The organism is Flexibacter flexilis DSM 6793 (assembly GCF_900112255.1).
Lineage (GTDB): Bacteria > Bacteroidota > Bacteroidia > Cytophagales > Flexibacteraceae > Flexibacter > Flexibacter flexilis.
This window is the reverse complement of the sequence record NZ_FOLE01000007.1, coordinates 139,493-158,014: the sequence shown is the minus strand read 5'-3', so window position 1 is coordinate 158,014 and position 18,522 is coordinate 139,493. Positions and strand designations below refer to the sequence as shown.

Genomic DNA, 18,522 nt, shown 5'->3' with positions numbered 1-18,522 from the left:
TGGCTTATCTTTCGCTGCATTGGCTCAGTGCCGATGTAGTGTAGGAATTAGCACCAACCTTTCTGCCATTATAAGCATTGGCGGTTGCTAAGACATCTTAGGGCCTATTCCCTCCGTCTTTCTGGATAAGTGTTGCAAATCTACGCAAAAAAGTATTCGTATCGAATTATTTACACATACAAAATTTGAGATAGCCCAAAGCTATGTAATACCAGACTCGTTTATGCAAATATTTTTTGTTCCGTATTTTTATATAGAACTTTGTATCAGTTTCTTAATTCAAACCCTAATTTATATGCGATTCAGTTTACTATTAATCAAAACAATTACCCTAACACTATTGAGTGTTACGGCTTTTGCTCAGCAAGAGGCTGCGCCGAAACCTTGCGGCACAAGCCATGTAATGAACAAACTTTTTGAGCAATATCCCGAACGCAAAGCGGCTTGGTTGGCACAGCGTAACGCACCTTTTGCGGTCAATGATACGGCCAGTATTTATGACAGTGTACTCATCATTCCTGTGGTGGTGCACGTGATTCATAACTATGGGCCAGAAAATGTTTCGGATGCGCAAATCTTTGATATGATGCGCATTATCAACGAAGATTTTGCCAAAATCAATAGTGATACGAATGCAGTTGATCCCGTATTTCAGCCTATTGTTGGCAAAACAAAAGTAGCATTTCGTTTGGCTCAAATAGACCCAGACGGCAATTGTACGCGCGGGATTACACGCCACGTTTCTGCGCTTACGGCTTCGGCAGACGATAACGTAAAAGATATTGTGAGTTGGAACACTAGCCAATATTTTAATATTTGGGTCGTGCGTACCATTTCATTTAATGCGGGAGCTTATGCCTATTATCCTGGTACGGTAGATCCTCAATATGAAGGGGTTGTGTGTTTGGCCTCTCAGTTTGGAAGTATGGGGGCGAGCAGTCCGAATAACTTTTCGGCTCGCACGATGACGCACGAAATAGGCCATTATTTCAACTTGGCTCATACGTGGGGCGACACCAACGAACCTGGTGCGCAAGACAATTGTCTTTGGGATGATGATGTAGAAGATACCCCCAACACGGTTGGCGTTGCCGATCAGGGGTGTAATAAAAATATGATGAGTTGCGGCGTGAAAAGCAATGTAGAAAACTACATGGATTATTCGAGTTGTGCGCGTATGTTTACCAATGGGCAAGTTACACGCATGAGAACGGCGTTACACTCCTCGATTGGTAGTCGCAACACGCTTTGGACTTTAGAAAATCGCCTTGCCACAGGCACAAACAATGGCTATGTAGCGAGTATTTGTGCGCCTGTTGCTGATTTTGACGCGGCTACACGTGTGATTTGTTCGGGTAAAACGTCTGAGTTTACCCCTCTTATTGGCAATGTTGCAAGCCTAGATTCAGTCCATTACTTGTGGACATTTGAAGGAGGTATGCCCAACACTTCGACCGAAGCCAACCCCGTTATTACTTATAACAGCGCAGGTATTTTCAGCGTAAAACTTATGGCCTATACGAGTGGTGGCGCAGATTCGATTACGAAAGAAAATTTTGTAACTGTCAATTCGGGTACTGCTGCTTATTCGGCTGCATTGGGAATAAGCGAAAGTTTTGAGGAAAGCAGTTTCCCTTTGTTTGCCAATAACCTAGACAAAACATGGAGTATTGTGAATGGCCCATCTGTAACCTCTCCAACATGGCAACGGAATGTAGCCGCAAGTACAACGGGGAGTGCTAGTATAGTGATTGCTAATGCGTTATTGCCAGACAATGCGCTGAACAGCATTATTACACCTACGTTTCATATCTCGTCGGTAGGATCTCCCGTAGGGCTTCGCTTCAAAATGGCATTTGCCAAAACAGCCTCCAATAATAAAGACCAACTCAAGGTTTATGTATCCAAAGACTGCGGCAAAACATGGCAAGGTGTTATTTATAGTAAGTTGGCCTCCGCAACAGGAACACCACTGAGTACGGTAGGCAATACCAATTATTACGAAGGCACTTCTTTTGTTCCGACGGCTAGCCAATGGCGCACGGAAACGGTCAATATCAACAACTATGTTCAATACGAAAATGTGCGTTTTAAGTTTGAAATGAAAAGTGCGGGCGGCGGGAACTTATACATTGATGATGTAGAAATCGTAACAGTTCCGTCGGTGGGAACAGCAGAGCTAATCAAACAATATGAAATTAGTATTGCGCCCAACCCGACCAATCACAATAGCCAATTGAGTTATGTTTTGGGTAAACAAGAAAATATCAGACTGCAACTTACGGATTTGTTGGGTCGGGAAATCTGGCAACAAGTTCAGCCCAACGCCGCAGGCCAACAACAAATCGACTTGCCGATGCAGCAGCTAAGCGCGGGAATGTACCTCTTGCATTTGCAAATTGGCAACCAAAGCCTTAGTCAGAAAATAATAAAGAACTAAAAACCTCTCAACGGCATTTGTAACAAGAAAGCAAATGCCGTTTTTTGTGGCCGATTTTAGTCAAAACAAATACGAAACAACCTACGTGTTCAGGATTTGAGTTAAAATTACTACATTTGAAATCGCATATTTGAACTTATATTCTTCAACTAAAAATATTTTTATTCCATTGAAAACTTCAGATAAAATATACGTGGCGGGTCATCGTGGAATGGTAGGCTCGGCTATCGTGCGCAAACTCCAAAAAGAAGGTTTTACTAATATATTGGTTCGCACCTCCAAAGAACTAGACCTTGCCAACCAAGCGGCCGTAGAAGCATTTTTTGAAGCAGAAAAGCCCGATTACGTGTTTTTGGCCGCCGCCAAAGTAGGCGGAATCAATGCCAACAATATTTATCGTGCAGATTTTATTTACCAAAATCTCATGATTGAAGCCAACGTCATTCATCAGGCCTATAAGCATAACGTAAAGAAATTGTTGTTCTTGGGTTCGTCGTGTATTTATCCGAAAATGGCTCCGCAGCCACTCAAAGAAGAATATTTGCTTACGGGCACGCTTGAGCCGACCAATGAGCCGTATGCTATTGCCAAAATTGCTGGTATTAAGTTGTGCGAATCGTACCGCGACCAATACGGCTGTAATTTTATTTCGGCGATGCCCACGAATTTGTATGGCCCCAATGATAACTACGATTTGAACAACTCGCACGTGTTGCCTGCGTTGCTTCGCAAGTTCCATGAAGCCAAAGAAAACGGTAAACCAAGCGTTGAGATTTGGGGTTCGGGTTCTCCGTTCCGCGAATTTTTGCACGTGGACGATTTGGCCGAAGGTTGTTTCTACCTCATGCAAAACTACGACGGCAAAGAATTGGTCAATGTTGGTTCGGGTGAAGAAATAACGATCAAGGATTTGGCCTTACTCATCAAAGATATCGTAGGCTACGAAGGCGAACTTACTTGGAACACGTCCAAACCTGATGGAACTCCGCGCAAACTCATGGATGTAAGCAAGTTAGCTTCTGTGGGTTGGAAGTTCAAAATCGGTTTGCGTGAAGGTATTACGGGCGTTTATGAAGAAGTACGCAACAAAGAATTTGCTATCTAATTTTTATTTATGAATAAGATAAACCTTCTTAAATCATGTGTTTATTTGGCATTTGTTGCCGTACTTTTTAGTGGTGTTGGGTGCAAGAAAGATGACGATACCACCCCAAGTATTAGTGCCGATAGTATTAAAAAGCTCAATGAAAAGCTCATTACCAAGTATTTGGCGGATAGCGGCTGGACAGAGCTATTCAAAAAAGATACTAATAATATTTATTGGCGAATTACAGATACCAACAGCATAGATAACAATATGCCAATACCAGGCAACTATGTAATCACTAAGTACAAAGGATACTTACTCGACGGTGTTACAAAATTTGATACAAGTAATAGTCTCAAATTTAGAGTAGGTTCTTATCAAGTAATAAAAGGCTGGGATTTTGGGATTCGTCGTTTCAAAAAGGGTCAAAAAGGTATATTGCTTATTCCATCGCAAATGGCTTATGGCACCACTGGATCAGGGAAAACCATTCCTCCCAACACTCCTTTACGATTTGATATTCAAGTATTGGATATAAGTAATGACTAAGGCCAGAAAAAAAATGCCGCTTTCCAACACAGGAGCGGCATTTTTTGTAGCAAGAAATATAAACAATTACAAAAAACAATTACAAACCTAATTTTACGCGGCCAATCGCTTCTATGCGTTGTTTGGCGATGCGTACAGCAGCTTCGTGAGAGCTAATGCCTTCAGCTTGCGATTTGTTAAGAATATCTAAAGTGAAATCATAGATTTTTTCAACGTTAGAGAAAGCGCGTTCGCGGTTGTAGTTGCCCACCACTTCTTGGTACACATTGATTACGCCGCCTGCATTAATCAAAAAGTCAGGAGCATAAACAATACCTTTTTGTACAAGTGCTTCACCGTGAATTTGTTCGTCTTTCAATTGGTTATTGGCACAACCTGCGATTACTTGGCATTTCAAACGTGACAAAGTCGCGTCGTTGATGGTAGCCCCCAACGCACATGGCGCGTAGATGTCCATCGGAACGTCATAAATTTCGTCAAGACCAACTACTTTCACGCCAAAACGTGCGGCAACTTCCAAAGCGCGTTCTTCGTAGAAATCTGTAACCACTACGTTTGCTTTTTCTTTTACCAAACGCTCAATAAGGTATGTACCTACGTGGCCAACACCTTGTACAGCGATTGTTTTACCTTCGAGGCTGTCAGAACCATACGCTTTTTTAGCGGCGGCCTTCATGCCCAAATACACGCCGTAAGCTGTGAAAGGAGAAGGGTCTCCGCCACCGCCCATGTTTTCTGGCAAACCAGAAACGTGTTTGGTTTCCATCGCTACATATTCCATGTCGCGCGTGCCTACGCCAACATCTTCGGCGGTGATATATTTACCACTAAGGCTATTTACAAAGCGACCAAAACGGCGCAAAAGTGCTTCTGATTTTACGGTGCGTGCATCGCCAATAATTACGGCTTTGCCACCACCTAAGTTAAGGCCAGAAATGGCGTTTTTAAAAGTCATGCCACGCGACAGACGCAATACGTCGTTAATCGCTTCGGCTTCGGTTGCATAATTCCAGATACGAGTGCCTCCCAACGCAGGGCCAAGCACTGTGTTGTGGATTCCTATGATAGCTTTAAGGCCAGTAGCCTTGTCGTGGCAGAACACAACTTGCTCGTGTTCCATTGTAGAAAGTTCATTGAATAAGGAAACTTCTTTGAGTTTTGGTTGTTCTTCTATCGTAATCATAGTTTTAAGAAGATTTTGAAAGGAAGTGAATTACGTATCTTTGCCGCTGTGTTTCTTCACTGAAGCAGCGTTGCAAAATTAACGAATTAGATTCGATATTAACAATAAAAAATAAGGTTTCAGTCAAAAAAAATCGTCAAATTCAAAATTATATCTTGTGAAATCGCTAAAAAGATTAAATAAATATTTCCGCCGTTACAAATTTTATCTTGTAACTGGCACTTTTTTCATAATTTTATCTAACATTTTCGCTATTATACCCGCACAAATCATAAGACATTCGTTCAATTTGGTTAAAGAGGCTATCGGGCTGTATTGGAGCTTCAACGGATTGTCTTCACAATCATTTATTTACGAAATTTTTGCGAGCTGTATTCTCTTCTACGGAATTCTGATTGTCGTGATGGCTTTGTTACGAGGTTTGTTTCTTTTTTTGATGCGCCAAACGATCATTGTTATGTCGCGGCACGTGGAGTACGACCAGAAAAATGAGATATTCCAACACTATCAAAGTTTGCCTTTGAGCTTTTACCGCAAGAACAATACAGGCGATTTGATGGCGCGTATCGCCGAAGATGTGAGCAAAGTGCGTATGTACGTCGGCCCAGCCGTCATGTATTTTATCAACTTGGTTACGCTCTTCGTGATGGTGATTGGTTATATGCTTGCCGTGAACGTGGAACTGACCGTGTATGTATTGTTGCCGTTGCCGCTGCTTTCGGTGAGTATTTATTATGTGAACAATATTATTAATAAGCGTTCGGAAGAAATACAACGTAGTTTGTCGAACTTATCGGTAATGGTGCAAGAGGCTTTTTCGGGGATTCGGGTGCTCAAGGCTTTTGTGCGCGAGAACGATTCGACCGAAAAATTTACCCAAGAAAGTAACAATTACTGGCGTAAATCGCTGGACTTGTCCAATGTCAATGCGCTGTTTTTTCCGTTAATCATGGCCTTAGTAGGTTTGAGTACGATTATTACGGTGTATGTGGGCGGTTTGCAGGTAATGAAAGGCAACATCACGACGGGCAACATTGCCGAATTTGTGATTTACGTGAATATGCTTACGTGGCCTGTTACCTCGTTGGGTTGGGTAACGAGTTTGGCGCAACGCGCGGCAGCTTCGCAACAGCGTATCAATGAGTTTTTGGATATTCAAACGGATATTATTTCGAAGAAAAACGAAAAACCAGCTTTGCGCGGCGACATTCGTTTTGATAATGTGCATTTCGTTTACCCAGATTCGGGAATTGAAGCACTCAAAGGCATTAGTTTTGAGGTAAAAGCAGGCGAATCGTTGGCCATTTTGGGAACGACTGGTTCGGGCAAAAGCACGATTGCCGCACTCATTGGCCGAATGTACGACCCCGCGCAGGGCGGCATCACGATAGACGAACACAACATTAAGGATTTGAACGTACAATATTTGCGTTCGCAAATGGCGTATGTGCCGCAAGATGTGTTTTTGTTTTCGGATACGGTGCGCAACAACATCGCGTTTGGAGCAGACAAAATTTCGGAAGAAGTCATTCAACAAGCCATTGACGATGCGGACTTGCGCGAAAATTTGAGCCGTTTTCCAGAAGGTTTGGATACAAAAATCGGCGAACGTGGCATTACGCTTTCGGGCGGACAGAAACAACGCGTTTCGATTGCGCGTGCCATTGTCCTGAATCCGAAAGTATTGGTGCTGGACGATTGTTTGTCGGCGGTGGACACCAAAACTGAAAACATTATCCTCAACAATTTGCAACGAATCATGAAAGATAAAACCTCTGTGATTATTTCGCATCGGGTTTCGACGGCCAAACTGGCCGATAAAATCGTGATTCTGGACGAAGGCCGCATCGTGGAGCAAGGCACGCATCAATGTTTGATGGAAGCCAACGGTTTTTATAAAGAACTCTACGACAAGCAATTGAATTTGGACGAAGTGTAAAACACCCTCCTTAATCCTCCCAAAGGGAGGAGATATAAAATTGAAGTTTTATCTGTTAAGCAAAAATACTATTTCTAACTCTATCGTATGAGTAATCCTAATTCGGAGAGTAGCGGCAAAATCTTTGACGCTCAAGTGTTGCGTAGGCTCATGGTTTTTATGAAACCGTACCGCGCCAAATTTTATTTGTTGGTGGGCATGACGATTGTGCTGGGCTTTTTAGCTCCGTTGCGCCCGTACCAAATCCAAATCACAGTGGACGAATACATTGCCGCAGGCAACTACGACGGTTTGTTGAAAATGACCGTTATTATGGTGGTGCTGTTGGTGGTACAATCGGTTTTGCAATACCAACACACGTATTTGTCGGGTTGGTTGGGGCAAAGCATTATCCGCGACATTCGCATTAAGTTGTACAGGCACGTGTTGGGTTTGCGCCTCAAATTCTTTGATGAAACGCAAATTGGTCGCCTCATTACGCGCAATATTTCGGACGTAGAAACGCTTTCAGATGTTTTTACGGAAGGTTTGGCGGCAATGGCAGGCGATGTGCTGCAACTGGTTTTTATCCTGATCCTGATGTTTTACACCAACTGGAAACTCACGTTGGTAAGCCTTTCGATGTTGCCGTTGCTGTTGATTAGCACTTATGTTTTCAAAGAAAAAGTAAAAAGCTCGTTCAATGATGTGCGCTCGGCGGTGGCCAACCTCAATTCTTTTGTGCAAGAACACATTACGGGCATGAGCATCGTGCAGATTTTCAGTGCCGAACAGCGCGAATACGAAAAATTTAAGGAAATAAATGCCGTGCATCGCAAAGAAAATATTAGGTCGGTGATGTACTATTCTATTTATTTTCCTGTGGCTGAGGTAATTGGCGCGATTGGTACGGGGCTTTTGGTTTGGTACGGAGGCCGCGAGGTACTGCACGAAACCGTTACGTTGGGTACGCTGATTGCGTTTATTATGTATATCGGTATGTTTTTTAGGCCAATTCGCACGATTGCCGACCGTTTCAATACGCTGCAATTGGGCATTGTGAGTACCGACCGCATCATGAAACTGTTGGATAATGATGAAATTATCCCCGACGAAGGCCGCTATTTACCCGAAAAATTTGCGGGTGAAGTGCGCTTTGATAACGTGTGTTTTGGGTATAATCCCGAGCATTTGATTTTGAAAAATATTTCGTTTCATGTGCCTGCGGGCAGCACGACGGCGTTGGTTGGTGCGACGGGTGCGGGCAAATCTTCGATTATTAATTTGCTCAATCGTTTTTATGAAATCCAAAGCGGCGACATTAGCATAGACGGCCACAACGTGCGCGAGTATTCATTGGATTATTTGCGGGCGCAAATTGGGGTGGTGTTGCAAGATGTGTTTTTGTTTTCGGGAACAATCGAGTACAACATTACGCTGGGTAACCCCAACATTAGCCGCGAAAAAGTGCTGGAAGCCGCCGAGTTGGTGGGTGCGTTGCCGTTTATCGAACGTTTACCTAATGGCTTGGATTACAACGTAATGGAACGCGGCGCAACGCTTTCGGTTGGCCAGCGACAACTTATTTCGTTTGTGCGGGCGATGGTGTACGACCCAAAAATTATCATTCTGGACGAGGCCACTTCGTCGGTGGACTCCGAAACGGAGGCTTTGATACAAGCGGCCATCGAAAAGGTAATGAAAGGCCGCACTTCGATTGTGATTGCGCACCGCCTAAGCACGATTCAGAACGCACAGCAAATTTTGGTACTGGACAAAGGCGAAATCAAAGAACGCGGCACGCATGAAACACTGTTGGCGGCTGGCGGCCTTTATGCCCAACTCCACGAAATGCAGTACAAGGAATTGGCGTAGGGGAAAGAAATTTGTAATTTTGTGGGCTAAAGTATTTTTACCATCAAAACGATATATGCCCGCAATACCTCTTGTAAAAACAGTATTGTTAGATACAGAACTGCCCACCGACGGCCACAAGCCTCTGCGCTTTTGGTGCGATGATGGGCGGTTCTATTTTTGTAAGCCATTGGGAAGGCATCGGCCAGAAGCCTTGTTTTATGAGTTGGTTTGCGCGGCGTTGCTCGAGGCCTTGGAGTTGCGCGTGCCGCCCAGTGCCTTTGTCCAAATCCAAACGGGAAGTTTTGAGAAAAAACATTTCTTGAAAAATAAAACTGAAATAAGTATTGGTTTTCAGGAAATTGCGCCAGCCGAAACGGTGAGCCAACATATTTCTTATATCAAAAATCTGAACGGAAATTTTCGTAGGCCGCATAGTTTGCTCAAAATCGCGCTGTTTGATTTGTGGGTAAATAACACCAATCGCACGCAAAGCAATTATAATTTGCTGGTAGAAGAAACCGAGTTTGGGAAAGATTGGGTTGCGATTAATCACGAAAGTTGTTTTGGCGGGACAAATGGGTTCTTGGATTTAGAAACGCCCGTATCGCCTACCAACAAGCTGATTTCGTCGGCCTATTTTACCCAATACAAACGACAGTTGCGAAAGGCGGAGGCCTGCAACGTAATCGAGCATTTTTTTAGTTTTGATACGAAACTAATTGAAAATGAAGTGAATGCGATTTTTGAGGCGTTGCCTGAATCGTGGCAGATTGCTGCCGACCTTCCCAAAAATATCTTGGATTTGCTGCTTTGCCAAGAGCGCAACGAATCCATCAAAACATTAATGTTACAAACTTTATCATAAAACAAGAATAAATGAAAGCCTTTTTTGTGCCTATTTATGCGAGAATCGGGACGTTGAGTGAGGAAAAATTATTAATAGGCTTTATCGTGTCGGCGGACAAGAAACTATGGTTTCGGTATTCGGCGCATCGGCTGGAATTGCAGAAAAAAATAATGGGCAATTTGGCGCACAAACTGTATAAAAGTACGCTCAAAGACATCGAATTGGCCATCAAAAAAGAAAATGAGCCTAACACAGCCCTTTTCAAAAAGAAGATTTTTGATGCCGATTTTTTTGATTATTTGAGAAGATATTGCCAAAATATCATGGCTTTTGGCGAAATGAAGTCCATTACTATCGAACAAGTTACGAGCGAATGGGTGGATAGATTTTTCTACCCAAGTTTGTTTGGGGAGATACCGACGCTTCCACGCCAAGCCACCGATTCAGATTTTAGAAAAAATAAAAAGCGAATCAAACAAACTTTTGAAAGTCCTGATTTGGCCGATAAAGTAGATGTGGATTTTACTGTTCCCTACCAACAACTTACGGGACTGTACGCCAACACCTCCGTATTATTAATTGCTCAAAATGGCCGTATTTTTATGGCTGATATGGTTGATTTTCAGGCGGAAACGGAAGCAGTTTTGCGCAAAATTAATCGTTTGGACAACCTCATCGAAGCACTCACGCAATACGGCAAAGAATTGAATTTGAAAAAAGGAAAATTTTGTTTGTTGGTGAACAAACCTGAAGCGGGTTCGGCGCAAGAACATATTTTCAATACGGTAGTGCAAAAGAAATTGTACACGGACATCAGCGACCAAGAAAGCGTAATAGCCGATTGGCAACGCGAGATAGAAAATAACGATTACCGCAAATTTTCGGTGCAGTTGGCGCAGGAACAAGATTAAAAAATTTGTTGTTTGATAAAATGAAGGTAGGAATATATTTTCCTGCCTTTTCTTTTTTTACGCAATCTTATTTTAAAACACATTTTATGGATTTATCTACCGCCAAAGTAATCATTACGGGAGCAAGCACAGGCATCGGTTACGAAACCGCCAAACTACTGGCCAGCAAAGGCGCGAAAGTAGTGATTTGTGCCCGCAACAAAGAAGCCATCGAAAAAGCCGCCGCCGAGATTGGGGCGTTGGGCGTGCAAGCCGACGTGTCGGAAGAGGCCGACGTAACGCGTTTGTTTGAGCAAGCATTTGCATATTTGGGTGGTCTGAACGTAGTCATCAACAACGCGGGCGTGGGTTACATGGCTCCGCTGACACAAACCACGACCGAAGATTTTACGCGCATTTGGGAAGTGAACGTAAAAGGCGCGTTTTTGGTGGGCAGGGCTGCGGCACGCCATTTCACGGAAACCAATACAGGCAACATCATAAACATTGCTTCTACGGCTGGCCAACGCGGTTTTGCAACGGGTTCGGCGTATTGTGCGAGCAAATTTGCACTGTCGGCTCTGACGGAATGTTGGCGTGCGGAGTTGCGCAAACACAACGTGCGCGTAATGCAAGTGAATCCGAGCGAAGTAATTACGGAATTTGCGCCGAAGTTGGGCCGCCAACCACAAAACGTCGATTCTAAACTCAAGGCGAGTGAGATAGCGCACACCATCGCGTCCATGCTCGAAATGAACGACGTGGGTTTCATTACCGACGCGACCGTTTGGGCAACCAATCCGCAGTAGATTTTATTTATTGGATCACAAAAAAGGACAAGCCTACAAAGGTTTGTCCTTTTTTGTTGGATAAATATAATTTTGCTTTGACAATTCAATGTATTTTTGTTTTTTAGATGAAAAATATAAAAATGCTCTAAATCTCAAACCACTACTTTTATGAGAAAATGGATTCGCGATTATTTTGGTTTTTCGCAAAAAGAAGCAAACGGAACAGTAGTTCTGCTCATTATCATGCTTCTAATGGCTTTTATTCCGCTACTAATCAGAGATTTATGGAAAGAACAAAAGCCTTTTTATTCGCAAGAACCCGCTTTAGACGAAGTATTAGCGCAGCTCAAAACTACCGAAAAAGAACGCAAACAATGGCCAAAACACAACGATTCGGACAAAAACATTGCCACAGCCTCCCAACGGTTTCATTTTAACCCCAATACCGTTTCGGTGGATAGCTTGCAAATGCTGGGCATTTCTAAGTACATGGCCAAGCGCATTGACAATTACAGACACAAAGGCGGCAAGTTTCGGGTAAAGAAAGACCTCAAAAAAATGTATGGTTTTCCCGAAGAACTTTACACGCAACTCTACGGCTACATTGCCTTGCCAGATAGTTTTGAACGCAAACAATACGCACGTTTTGGGCGAGATAGCAGCCGATTTAAGCGAAATTTTGATAAAAATAAATTTGCGGTGGTGGCTTTTGATGTAAACACAGCCGACAGCACGGCATTTATTCGGCTCAAAGGCATTGGCGAGCGTACCGCACAGCGAATTTTGCGCTACCGCGAAAAGTTGGGCGGTTTTGTGAGCAAAGATCAATACCGCGAAATTTATGGACTTGATTCGTTGGCGTTGGCGCAAATGCTCGAATATGCCCATATTCAAACCCCTGCGCACAAAATCAAGCTCAACACAGCTACAGAACAGGAACTTAAGCATCCGTATATGCCTTACAAGTTGCCCAAACTCATCGTAAACTATCGGGAGCAACATGGCGCATTTACCAAAATCGAAGACTTACAGCAAATCAAAATCCTGAAAAGTACAGATTTGGAGAAGTTAAAACCTTATTTGTCGCTGGACTAAAGCAATGCGGGGCGGCTTCCGAAAGGAAGCCGCCCCGCAACTTTTTTCTAAACACTTGCTGTTTTTATTCCTCTTCGTAACCGCCTTGTGGCTGTGCGAATTGGTAATATTTCATAAATGTTTTTTCGTATTTGTCCGCTTGTTCATTTTTGCCTGCATTCTTAAAGGCCATGAAAAGCTGTTGCAACATGTAGATATTAGTCTGAATTTCTTGTTGAGCATTCGGGCGAGATTTTGTATAGTAATCAAGCTCCTGAATGGTACGATTGTGCAATGTTTCGGCAATGTCAATCGCGCGTTTTTCTTCACCCAAACGCAACATTAGCGGCAAGAATTGCGGAATATACACATCGTAAGGGATGGTGTTGTCAGGAATTACTTTGAAACAATAATCAATCACTTGTTTAGCCTTGTCCTGTTTGCCTTCGTTGTAAAGCTGTGCCGCCAAACGGTAGAAGCTGTTACGAGAGTTAAGCGGGAAACGCTTATAGTTTTCGTCGTAATAAACGCTTGGGTTGTCGAGGCCGCGCCATTGGAAACGGTTGGTCATCATGTTGTTGTACATAATGTCGGTGTTCACGTAGCCTTCCGATGGGTTAGAAACCGTAAACGGCATTTCTTTTGTTTGGCCTTGTTCGTAGCGCAAACGCTCCAACATCAAATCATTTTCGGCCAATTTAGCAGGCACAAGGCGATACGCCAAACCTTCTAATTGGAAATATGGCTTCAAGTTGAGGTAGCTCGATGGCGAAAGCGTAGTAGAGAAATAAATCGGGCGTTCCCAGTTGTTTGTCGCAATCATGTCCAACACCAACAAATCATTTTTGAACAAAGCAGTTTTATTCAAATCCCAAGCAATGTTAGACACAATTTGGTTTTCTTTTCCTTTCGGAACAATGCCCATCGCAGCCACTTTCGCGCTGTCCACTGGCAAGAAGAACGATTTGGAAATAAGCGAAGCAATAGAACTACCGCTTTGCGCTTGCACCATGATAGCTGGGTGATTTTGTTTCACCAAACTCATGTATTGTTTGAGGTTAATCGCGCCTTTTACATTCGGATTTTCCACATACGGAATATAATCGTTTTTGCCTTGCGTAAAGTTTTCTTCTTCCAAAGAAATCGGCAATGGCTGCGACTCATACGCTTTTTGTTTCATTTGCGAAATGTACCAGTCCGTACCCAACAAGCTAAGGTTACAAACGCGCACGTCTGTACGGAAACCTTCTACTTCTTGCACGTACCACAACGGGAATGTATCGTTGTCGCCACCCGTGAACAAAATGGCATTTGGCGCACATGAGTTAAGCAAGTTGCGAGCCGAGTCCACAGAGTGGAAACGGTCGGCGCGGTTGTGGTCGTCCCAACCTTGTTGTAACATAAGAGCTGGCGCAACAAACGAAATCGCCGACATGGCCACCGCCGAAACAGTATCGTTTTTGAGCATACGGCGCGTATAATCCCACAACGCCAACACACCCAAACCAATCCAAATGCTAAACGTATAGAACGAACCTGCAAACGTATAATCACGCTCGCGTGGCTCTACTGGCGGTTGGTTCAGGTAAACAACAATGGCGATACCCGTAAAAATAAACAATAAACCCACCACAAAAGCACTACGACCATTGCGTTTGAGTTGATAATACAAACCAATTAAGCCCAAAATCAAAGGCAACATATAGAAATTGTTGCGGCCTCTGTTGTTGGCCAACGAGTCTGGCAAACCTGCTTTGCTGGCAAACGGACTTAGCCAATCAGCGTCTTGAATGTCGCTTTCTCGGCCTGCAAAATTCCACATGAAATAACGCACATACATCCAACCGATTTGGTATTTGAACATAAATTCCATGTTTTGAGCAAATGAAGGCTTCACGTCTGAAGGCGGCAAATCTTTTACCCAATTGCGATAGGCTTGTACGTGGTTGCCTTGTGGGCTATAAATACGTGGCAATAAAGTTTTGTCTTTAGAAGCGTACACGTTAATCGTCTTGTATTCAATGATTTCGTAACGGTTGCCTTTGCGTGCATAAACAGGTGCGCCTTTTTCTTGCTTCACTGGTTGCGCGTTGTAAAGTGGGCCGTAAAGCAACGGACGGTCGCCGTATTGCTCACGTTTCAGGTACGAAACAAAGCTAATTACGTTGTCTGGGTTATTTTCGTTGATTGGTGTGTGAAAATTGGCACGAATCACGATAATTCCGTAAGAAGCATATCCAATCAACACAAATACAAATGCCACCAACGAAGTGTTGAGCATACGGTTTTGTTTGCGGATAGAATAAATAATAGCGTAGGTAAGTGCGCCCACAAATGCCAACACAAAGAAGATAATACCCGAATTGAACGGCATACCCAAGGTATTAACAAAGAAAATTTCAAAAGAACCCGCAAGCGAAGGCAAACCAGGGATTACACCAACCAATACAATTCCTACGATAGCCATACCGATTACCATCGTGATAATCATGCCTTTAGTAGTTGGTTTGTATTTGCGGAAATAATAAATGTAGGCCAAAGCGGGTACAGTAACCAAGTTGAGCAAGTGGACACCAATAGACAAACCCGTCATGTAGGCAATAAACACCAACCAACGGTCTGCGTCTGGCTCGTCGGCCACAGCTTCCCATTTGAGCATCGCCCACACCACCAAAGCCGTAAAGAAACTTGACATGGCGTAAACTTCTGCCTCTTCTGCCGAAAACCACGCCGAATCCGAGAACGTATAAGCCAACGCACCTACCACACCGCTGCCCATAATGGCAATAGTTTGTCCCAAACTTGGGCTTTGGCCGTTTTCTACGCCAGCCAATTTTTTGGCCAACATCGTTATACTCCAGAATAAGAACAACACTGTAAAGCTACTCGAAAGCACCGATACCATGTTTACCCAAAAGGCCACGCGCGTAGGGTCTGAGGCTAAGAGCGAAAACAAACGCCCCACCAATAAGAAAAGCGGCGCACCTGGAGGGTGTGGCACCATGAGTTTGTATGATACGGCAATAAATTCGCCACAGTCCCAAAAACTGGCCGTTGGCTCTACCGTCAGGGCATAAACGGCAGTCGCTATCGCAAATACCAACCAACCGACAATGTTGTTAATTCCTTTGTATCCAGACATTTTTATTGAATAAAATAATGAAAAAGTGTATTGTACTTAAATTCCGTAAGTGTTTTAATCAAGAATATTACCTAATGGCTATCGTTATTTTATACTGAAAAAATACCAATAACCAACGACAAAACTATTAAGTAATTGTGATATTTGAAAATACGGCAGCACCTTGCACCGAATAAAATACAAAACACTAATTTTATAGCCCTCTAAATGCTGTATTTTGGCCTGATTTCGGGCAAAATATTACGCCAGTATTTGATTATTTCATGAATAAAGTAGTAGTTTGGGTCTATAAGCATTCAATGCGGCTCATTTATTTGACAAATCTTTCACTTAACTTTTCTACACATGGTAAATTTTTATGAAGTACGCGACTTTGGCCAAAACATCAACGCGCTATTTGAATTTTTAAAAACGCAATTTAAGCCATTGTTTATGGCCTTGTTGCGTGGGGCGGGTATTTTCTTGCTCATTTCTGCACTGGCTGGTAGTTATTACCAAAATGTTGTGATACAAGCTGGCGGAAAGCCTTACGGTTTATCCGATGGATATTTTCTAAGTAATGGTGTTTTTCTAATTGCTGTTGTGATGTTTATCGTTTCGTCGGTGGTGTCTAGCATGGCGGTATATTCTATTACGCTCCATTACATCAAAGCCTATATCCGCAACCCCAAAGATATAGACATTGAGGCCGTAGTAAGCGACAGCCGTCAAAGCTGGGGAACGATGTTCGGCATTACCATTCTTTTTTCTTTAATCGTTGGTATCGGAATTGTTTTTTGTATCGCACCTGGTATTTACTTGGCAGTTGCTTTGTCGTTGGCTTATCCCATTGCCATACTCGAAGATGGCAGGAGTGTAGGCGAAGCCTTTAGTCGTAGCCGCAAACTAATTCAAAATAATTGGTGGTCAAGTTTTGGTTATTTCTTTGTTGTGAGTATTATTTTTGGGATGATTTCTTCTATCCTAAGCGTCCCAACCGCTATTTTTTCCATAGTAACCATGATACGAGATGCTTCCGATTTAATGAAAATGCTCAATGCCATTGCTTATGGTTTGCAAATTGCCGCTAGTGCCTTGTTAGGTGCAGGCATAATAGTCGGGGTTGCGGTACTGTACGGTAGTTTGCGCGAAAGTGTCGAATCGGTAAACCTTGCTGCCCAAATCGACTCAATTGGCAGAACTTCAGGCATTTCTTTGGACAAAAAAGACGACGAAGACGAAGATTATTAATTTTTTTATCAATTGAATCAAAAACAAAAAAGGCTGCTTCCCTTGTTGAGAAGCAGCCTTTTTGTTGTATCTAAAGAGCTAATAATTAGCGTTTTGTAACATCAACGTAGTCGCGCAATGTAGCACCTACATATATCTGACGTGGACGGCTAATTGGTTCTTTTTGCTCGTTCATTTCTTTCCATTGAGCAATCCAACCTGGAAGACGACCCAAAGCAAACATTACCGTAAACATATCCGTAGGGATACCCAACGCACGGTAAATAATGCCCGAATAGAAATCCACGTTTGGATACAATTTGCGTTCGATGAAATACGGATCGTTAAGAGCCGCTTCTTCCAATTCTTTCGCAATGTTCAACACTGGATCATTTACACCCAATTTGTTCAAGATTTGGTCGCAAGCACCTTTGATGATTTTCGCGCGTGGGTCAAAGTTTTTGTACACACGGTGTCCGAAGCCCATCAAGCGGAAGCCGCTATTTTTATCTTTTGCTTTTTCAACCCATTTTTGAGTGTTACCGCCGTCGGCTTTGATAGCGTCAAGTTGTTCGATAACTTCTTGGTTTGCACCACCATGCAACGGTCCCCAAAGCGCGTTGATACCTGCCGAAACCGACGAGTACAAACTTGCTTTTGAAGAACCTACCACGCGAACTGTGCTTGTAGAGCAGTTTTGCTCGTGGTCGGCGTGGAGGATAAGTAATTTGTTCAGTGCATCAGAAACCACTGGATCTACTTCATAACCTTCCACAGGAAGTGAGAACATCATGTGCAAGAAGTTTGAGCAGTAATCCAACTTATTTTTAGGATAATTCACAGGGTGTCCCATTGAATTTTTGAATGCCCAAGCCGCAAATGTTGGCATTTTGGCAAGCAAACGTACAATATTCAAATCTACTTGTTCTTTCGAACGGTCTGTGATAGATTCTGGGTAGAAAGCTGTAAGGGAACAAACTAGAGACGAAAGTACGCCCATCGGGTGTGCATTAGCAGGGAATCCGTCAAGGATTTTGCGAATATCTTCGTGTACTAATGTGTGGCTCTTTATAGTGTTAGTGAATTGGTCTAATTCTGCTTGCGAAGGAAGCTCTCCGTAAATAAGCAAGTAAGCCACTTCCAAGAAAGAAGATTTTTCGGCTAACTGCTCAATCGGATACCCGCGATAGCGAAGGATACCTTCTTCTCCGTCAAGGAATGTAATAGCACTTTTGGTTGAACCTGTGTTTTTGAAACCGTAATCTAAGGTAATGTAACCCGATTTGTCGCGCAAAGGCGCAATATCAATCGCCTTTTCTTTTTCCGAACCCTCAAGCACTGGTAACTCATAAGTTACGCCGTCAAGGATTAATTTAGCGTTTTCAGACATATGAAATGATTTAAAGTATCTGTTATTGAATTGAGCGAAATTTATGTATTTTTTTTTCCCGAAAACAATGACTTTTGTTTGGAAAAGAAATAAATACGCCAGCAAACGTACTTGCCAATCCGCTTTTAGTCAACAAAAAAATTAT

Annotated in this window: 13 protein-coding genes and 1 riboswitch; of the genes, 10 read left to right on the top strand and 3 right to left on the bottom strand. The window is 43.0% G+C overall.

Annotated elements, in window-relative coordinates:
- Window position 1 precedes the first annotated feature (1 nt).
- Window positions 2-132: riboswitch (SAM riboswitch) on the bottom strand.
- A 163-nt stretch (window positions 133-295) separates the two neighbouring features.
- From BM090_RS12255 to BM090_RS12245, 3 genes are all read left to right on the top strand, one after another.
- Window positions 296-2,440, top strand: coding sequence for a M43 family zinc metalloprotease (locus BM090_RS12255; RefSeq protein WP_177199922.1), 2,145 nt, complete (start codon window positions 296-298; stop codon window positions 2,438-2,440).
- Window positions 2,441-2,609: 169 nt separating this feature from the next.
- The gene (gene fcl, locus BM090_RS12250) at window positions 2,610-3,545 is read left to right on the top strand and encodes a GDP-L-fucose synthase (protein ID WP_091513284.1); all 936 of its coding nucleotides are present in this window, start codon (window positions 2,610-2,612) and stop codon (window positions 3,543-3,545) included.
- 9 nt (window positions 3,546-3,554) lie between these two features.
- Entirely contained in the window at window positions 3,555-4,076 is a 522-nt protein-coding gene (locus BM090_RS12245) for an FKBP-type peptidyl-prolyl cis-trans isomerase (protein WP_091513281.1), read from the top strand.
- A 79-nt stretch (window positions 4,077-4,155) separates the two neighbouring features.
- On the opposite strand, the gene BM090_RS12240 is transcribed toward BM090_RS12245, so the two are convergent.
- A complete protein-coding gene (locus BM090_RS12240) occupies window positions 4,156-5,259 on the bottom strand; it encodes a Glu/Leu/Phe/Val dehydrogenase dimerization domain-containing protein (protein WP_091513277.1) in 1,104 nt (367 codons plus the stop codon).
- A gap of 157 nt (window positions 5,260-5,416) precedes the next feature.
- On the opposite strand from BM090_RS12240, the gene BM090_RS12235 reads away from it, so the two are divergent.
- From BM090_RS12235 to BM090_RS12210, 6 genes are all read left to right on the top strand, one after another.
- Window positions 5,417-7,198, top strand: a complete 1,782-nt coding sequence (locus BM090_RS12235) for an ABC transporter ATP-binding protein (protein WP_091513274.1) — start codon at window positions 5,417-5,419, stop codon at window positions 7,196-7,198.
- Between the two features lie 87 nt (window positions 7,199-7,285).
- Window positions 7,286-9,052 (top strand): ABC transporter ATP-binding protein, encoded by a 1,767-nt coding sequence (locus BM090_RS12230; protein WP_091513270.1) that lies wholly within the window; start codon window positions 7,286-7,288, stop codon window positions 9,050-9,052.
- Between the two features lie 55 nt (window positions 9,053-9,107).
- Window positions 9,108-9,899 (top strand): HipA family kinase, encoded by a 792-nt coding sequence (locus BM090_RS12225; RefSeq protein WP_091513266.1) that lies wholly within the window; start codon window positions 9,108-9,110, stop codon window positions 9,897-9,899.
- 11 nt (window positions 9,900-9,910) lie between these two features.
- Complete coding sequence (locus BM090_RS12220; protein ID WP_091513258.1) at window positions 9,911-10,792, top strand: hypothetical protein; 882 nt, start codon at window positions 9,911-9,913, stop codon at window positions 10,790-10,792.
- An 86-nt stretch (window positions 10,793-10,878) separates the two neighbouring features.
- Entirely contained in the window at window positions 10,879-11,580 is a 702-nt protein-coding gene (locus BM090_RS12215) for an SDR family oxidoreductase (RefSeq protein WP_091513597.1), read from the top strand.
- 150 nt (window positions 11,581-11,730) lie between these two features.
- On the top strand, window positions 11,731-12,657 hold the full coding sequence (locus BM090_RS12210) for a ComEA family DNA-binding protein (RefSeq protein WP_091513256.1): 927 nt from the start codon (window positions 11,731-11,733) through the stop codon (window positions 12,655-12,657).
- A 64-nt stretch (window positions 12,658-12,721) separates the two neighbouring features.
- Here the strand turns inward: BM090_RS12210 and BM090_RS12205 are convergent, their stop codons facing one another.
- On the bottom strand, window positions 12,722-15,778 hold the full coding sequence (locus tag BM090_RS12205; RefSeq protein WP_091513252.1) for a glycosyltransferase family 117 protein: 3,057 nt from the start codon (window positions 15,776-15,778) through the stop codon (window positions 12,722-12,724).
- 345 nt (window positions 15,779-16,123) lie between these two features.
- Here BM090_RS12205 and BM090_RS12200 point away from each other — a divergent pair, with 345 nt between their 5' ends.
- Window positions 16,124-17,008, top strand: coding sequence for a DUF7847 domain-containing protein (locus BM090_RS12200; RefSeq protein ID WP_091513249.1), 885 nt, complete (start codon window positions 16,124-16,126; stop codon window positions 17,006-17,008).
- An 85-nt stretch (window positions 17,009-17,093) separates the two neighbouring features.
- Here BM090_RS12200 and BM090_RS12195 read toward each other — a convergent pair whose 3' ends face one another.
- Window positions 17,094-18,377, bottom strand: a complete 1,284-nt coding sequence (locus BM090_RS12195) for a citrate synthase (RefSeq protein ID WP_091513245.1) — start codon at window positions 18,375-18,377, stop codon at window positions 17,094-17,096.
- Window positions 18,378-18,522: the final 145 nt, after the last annotated feature.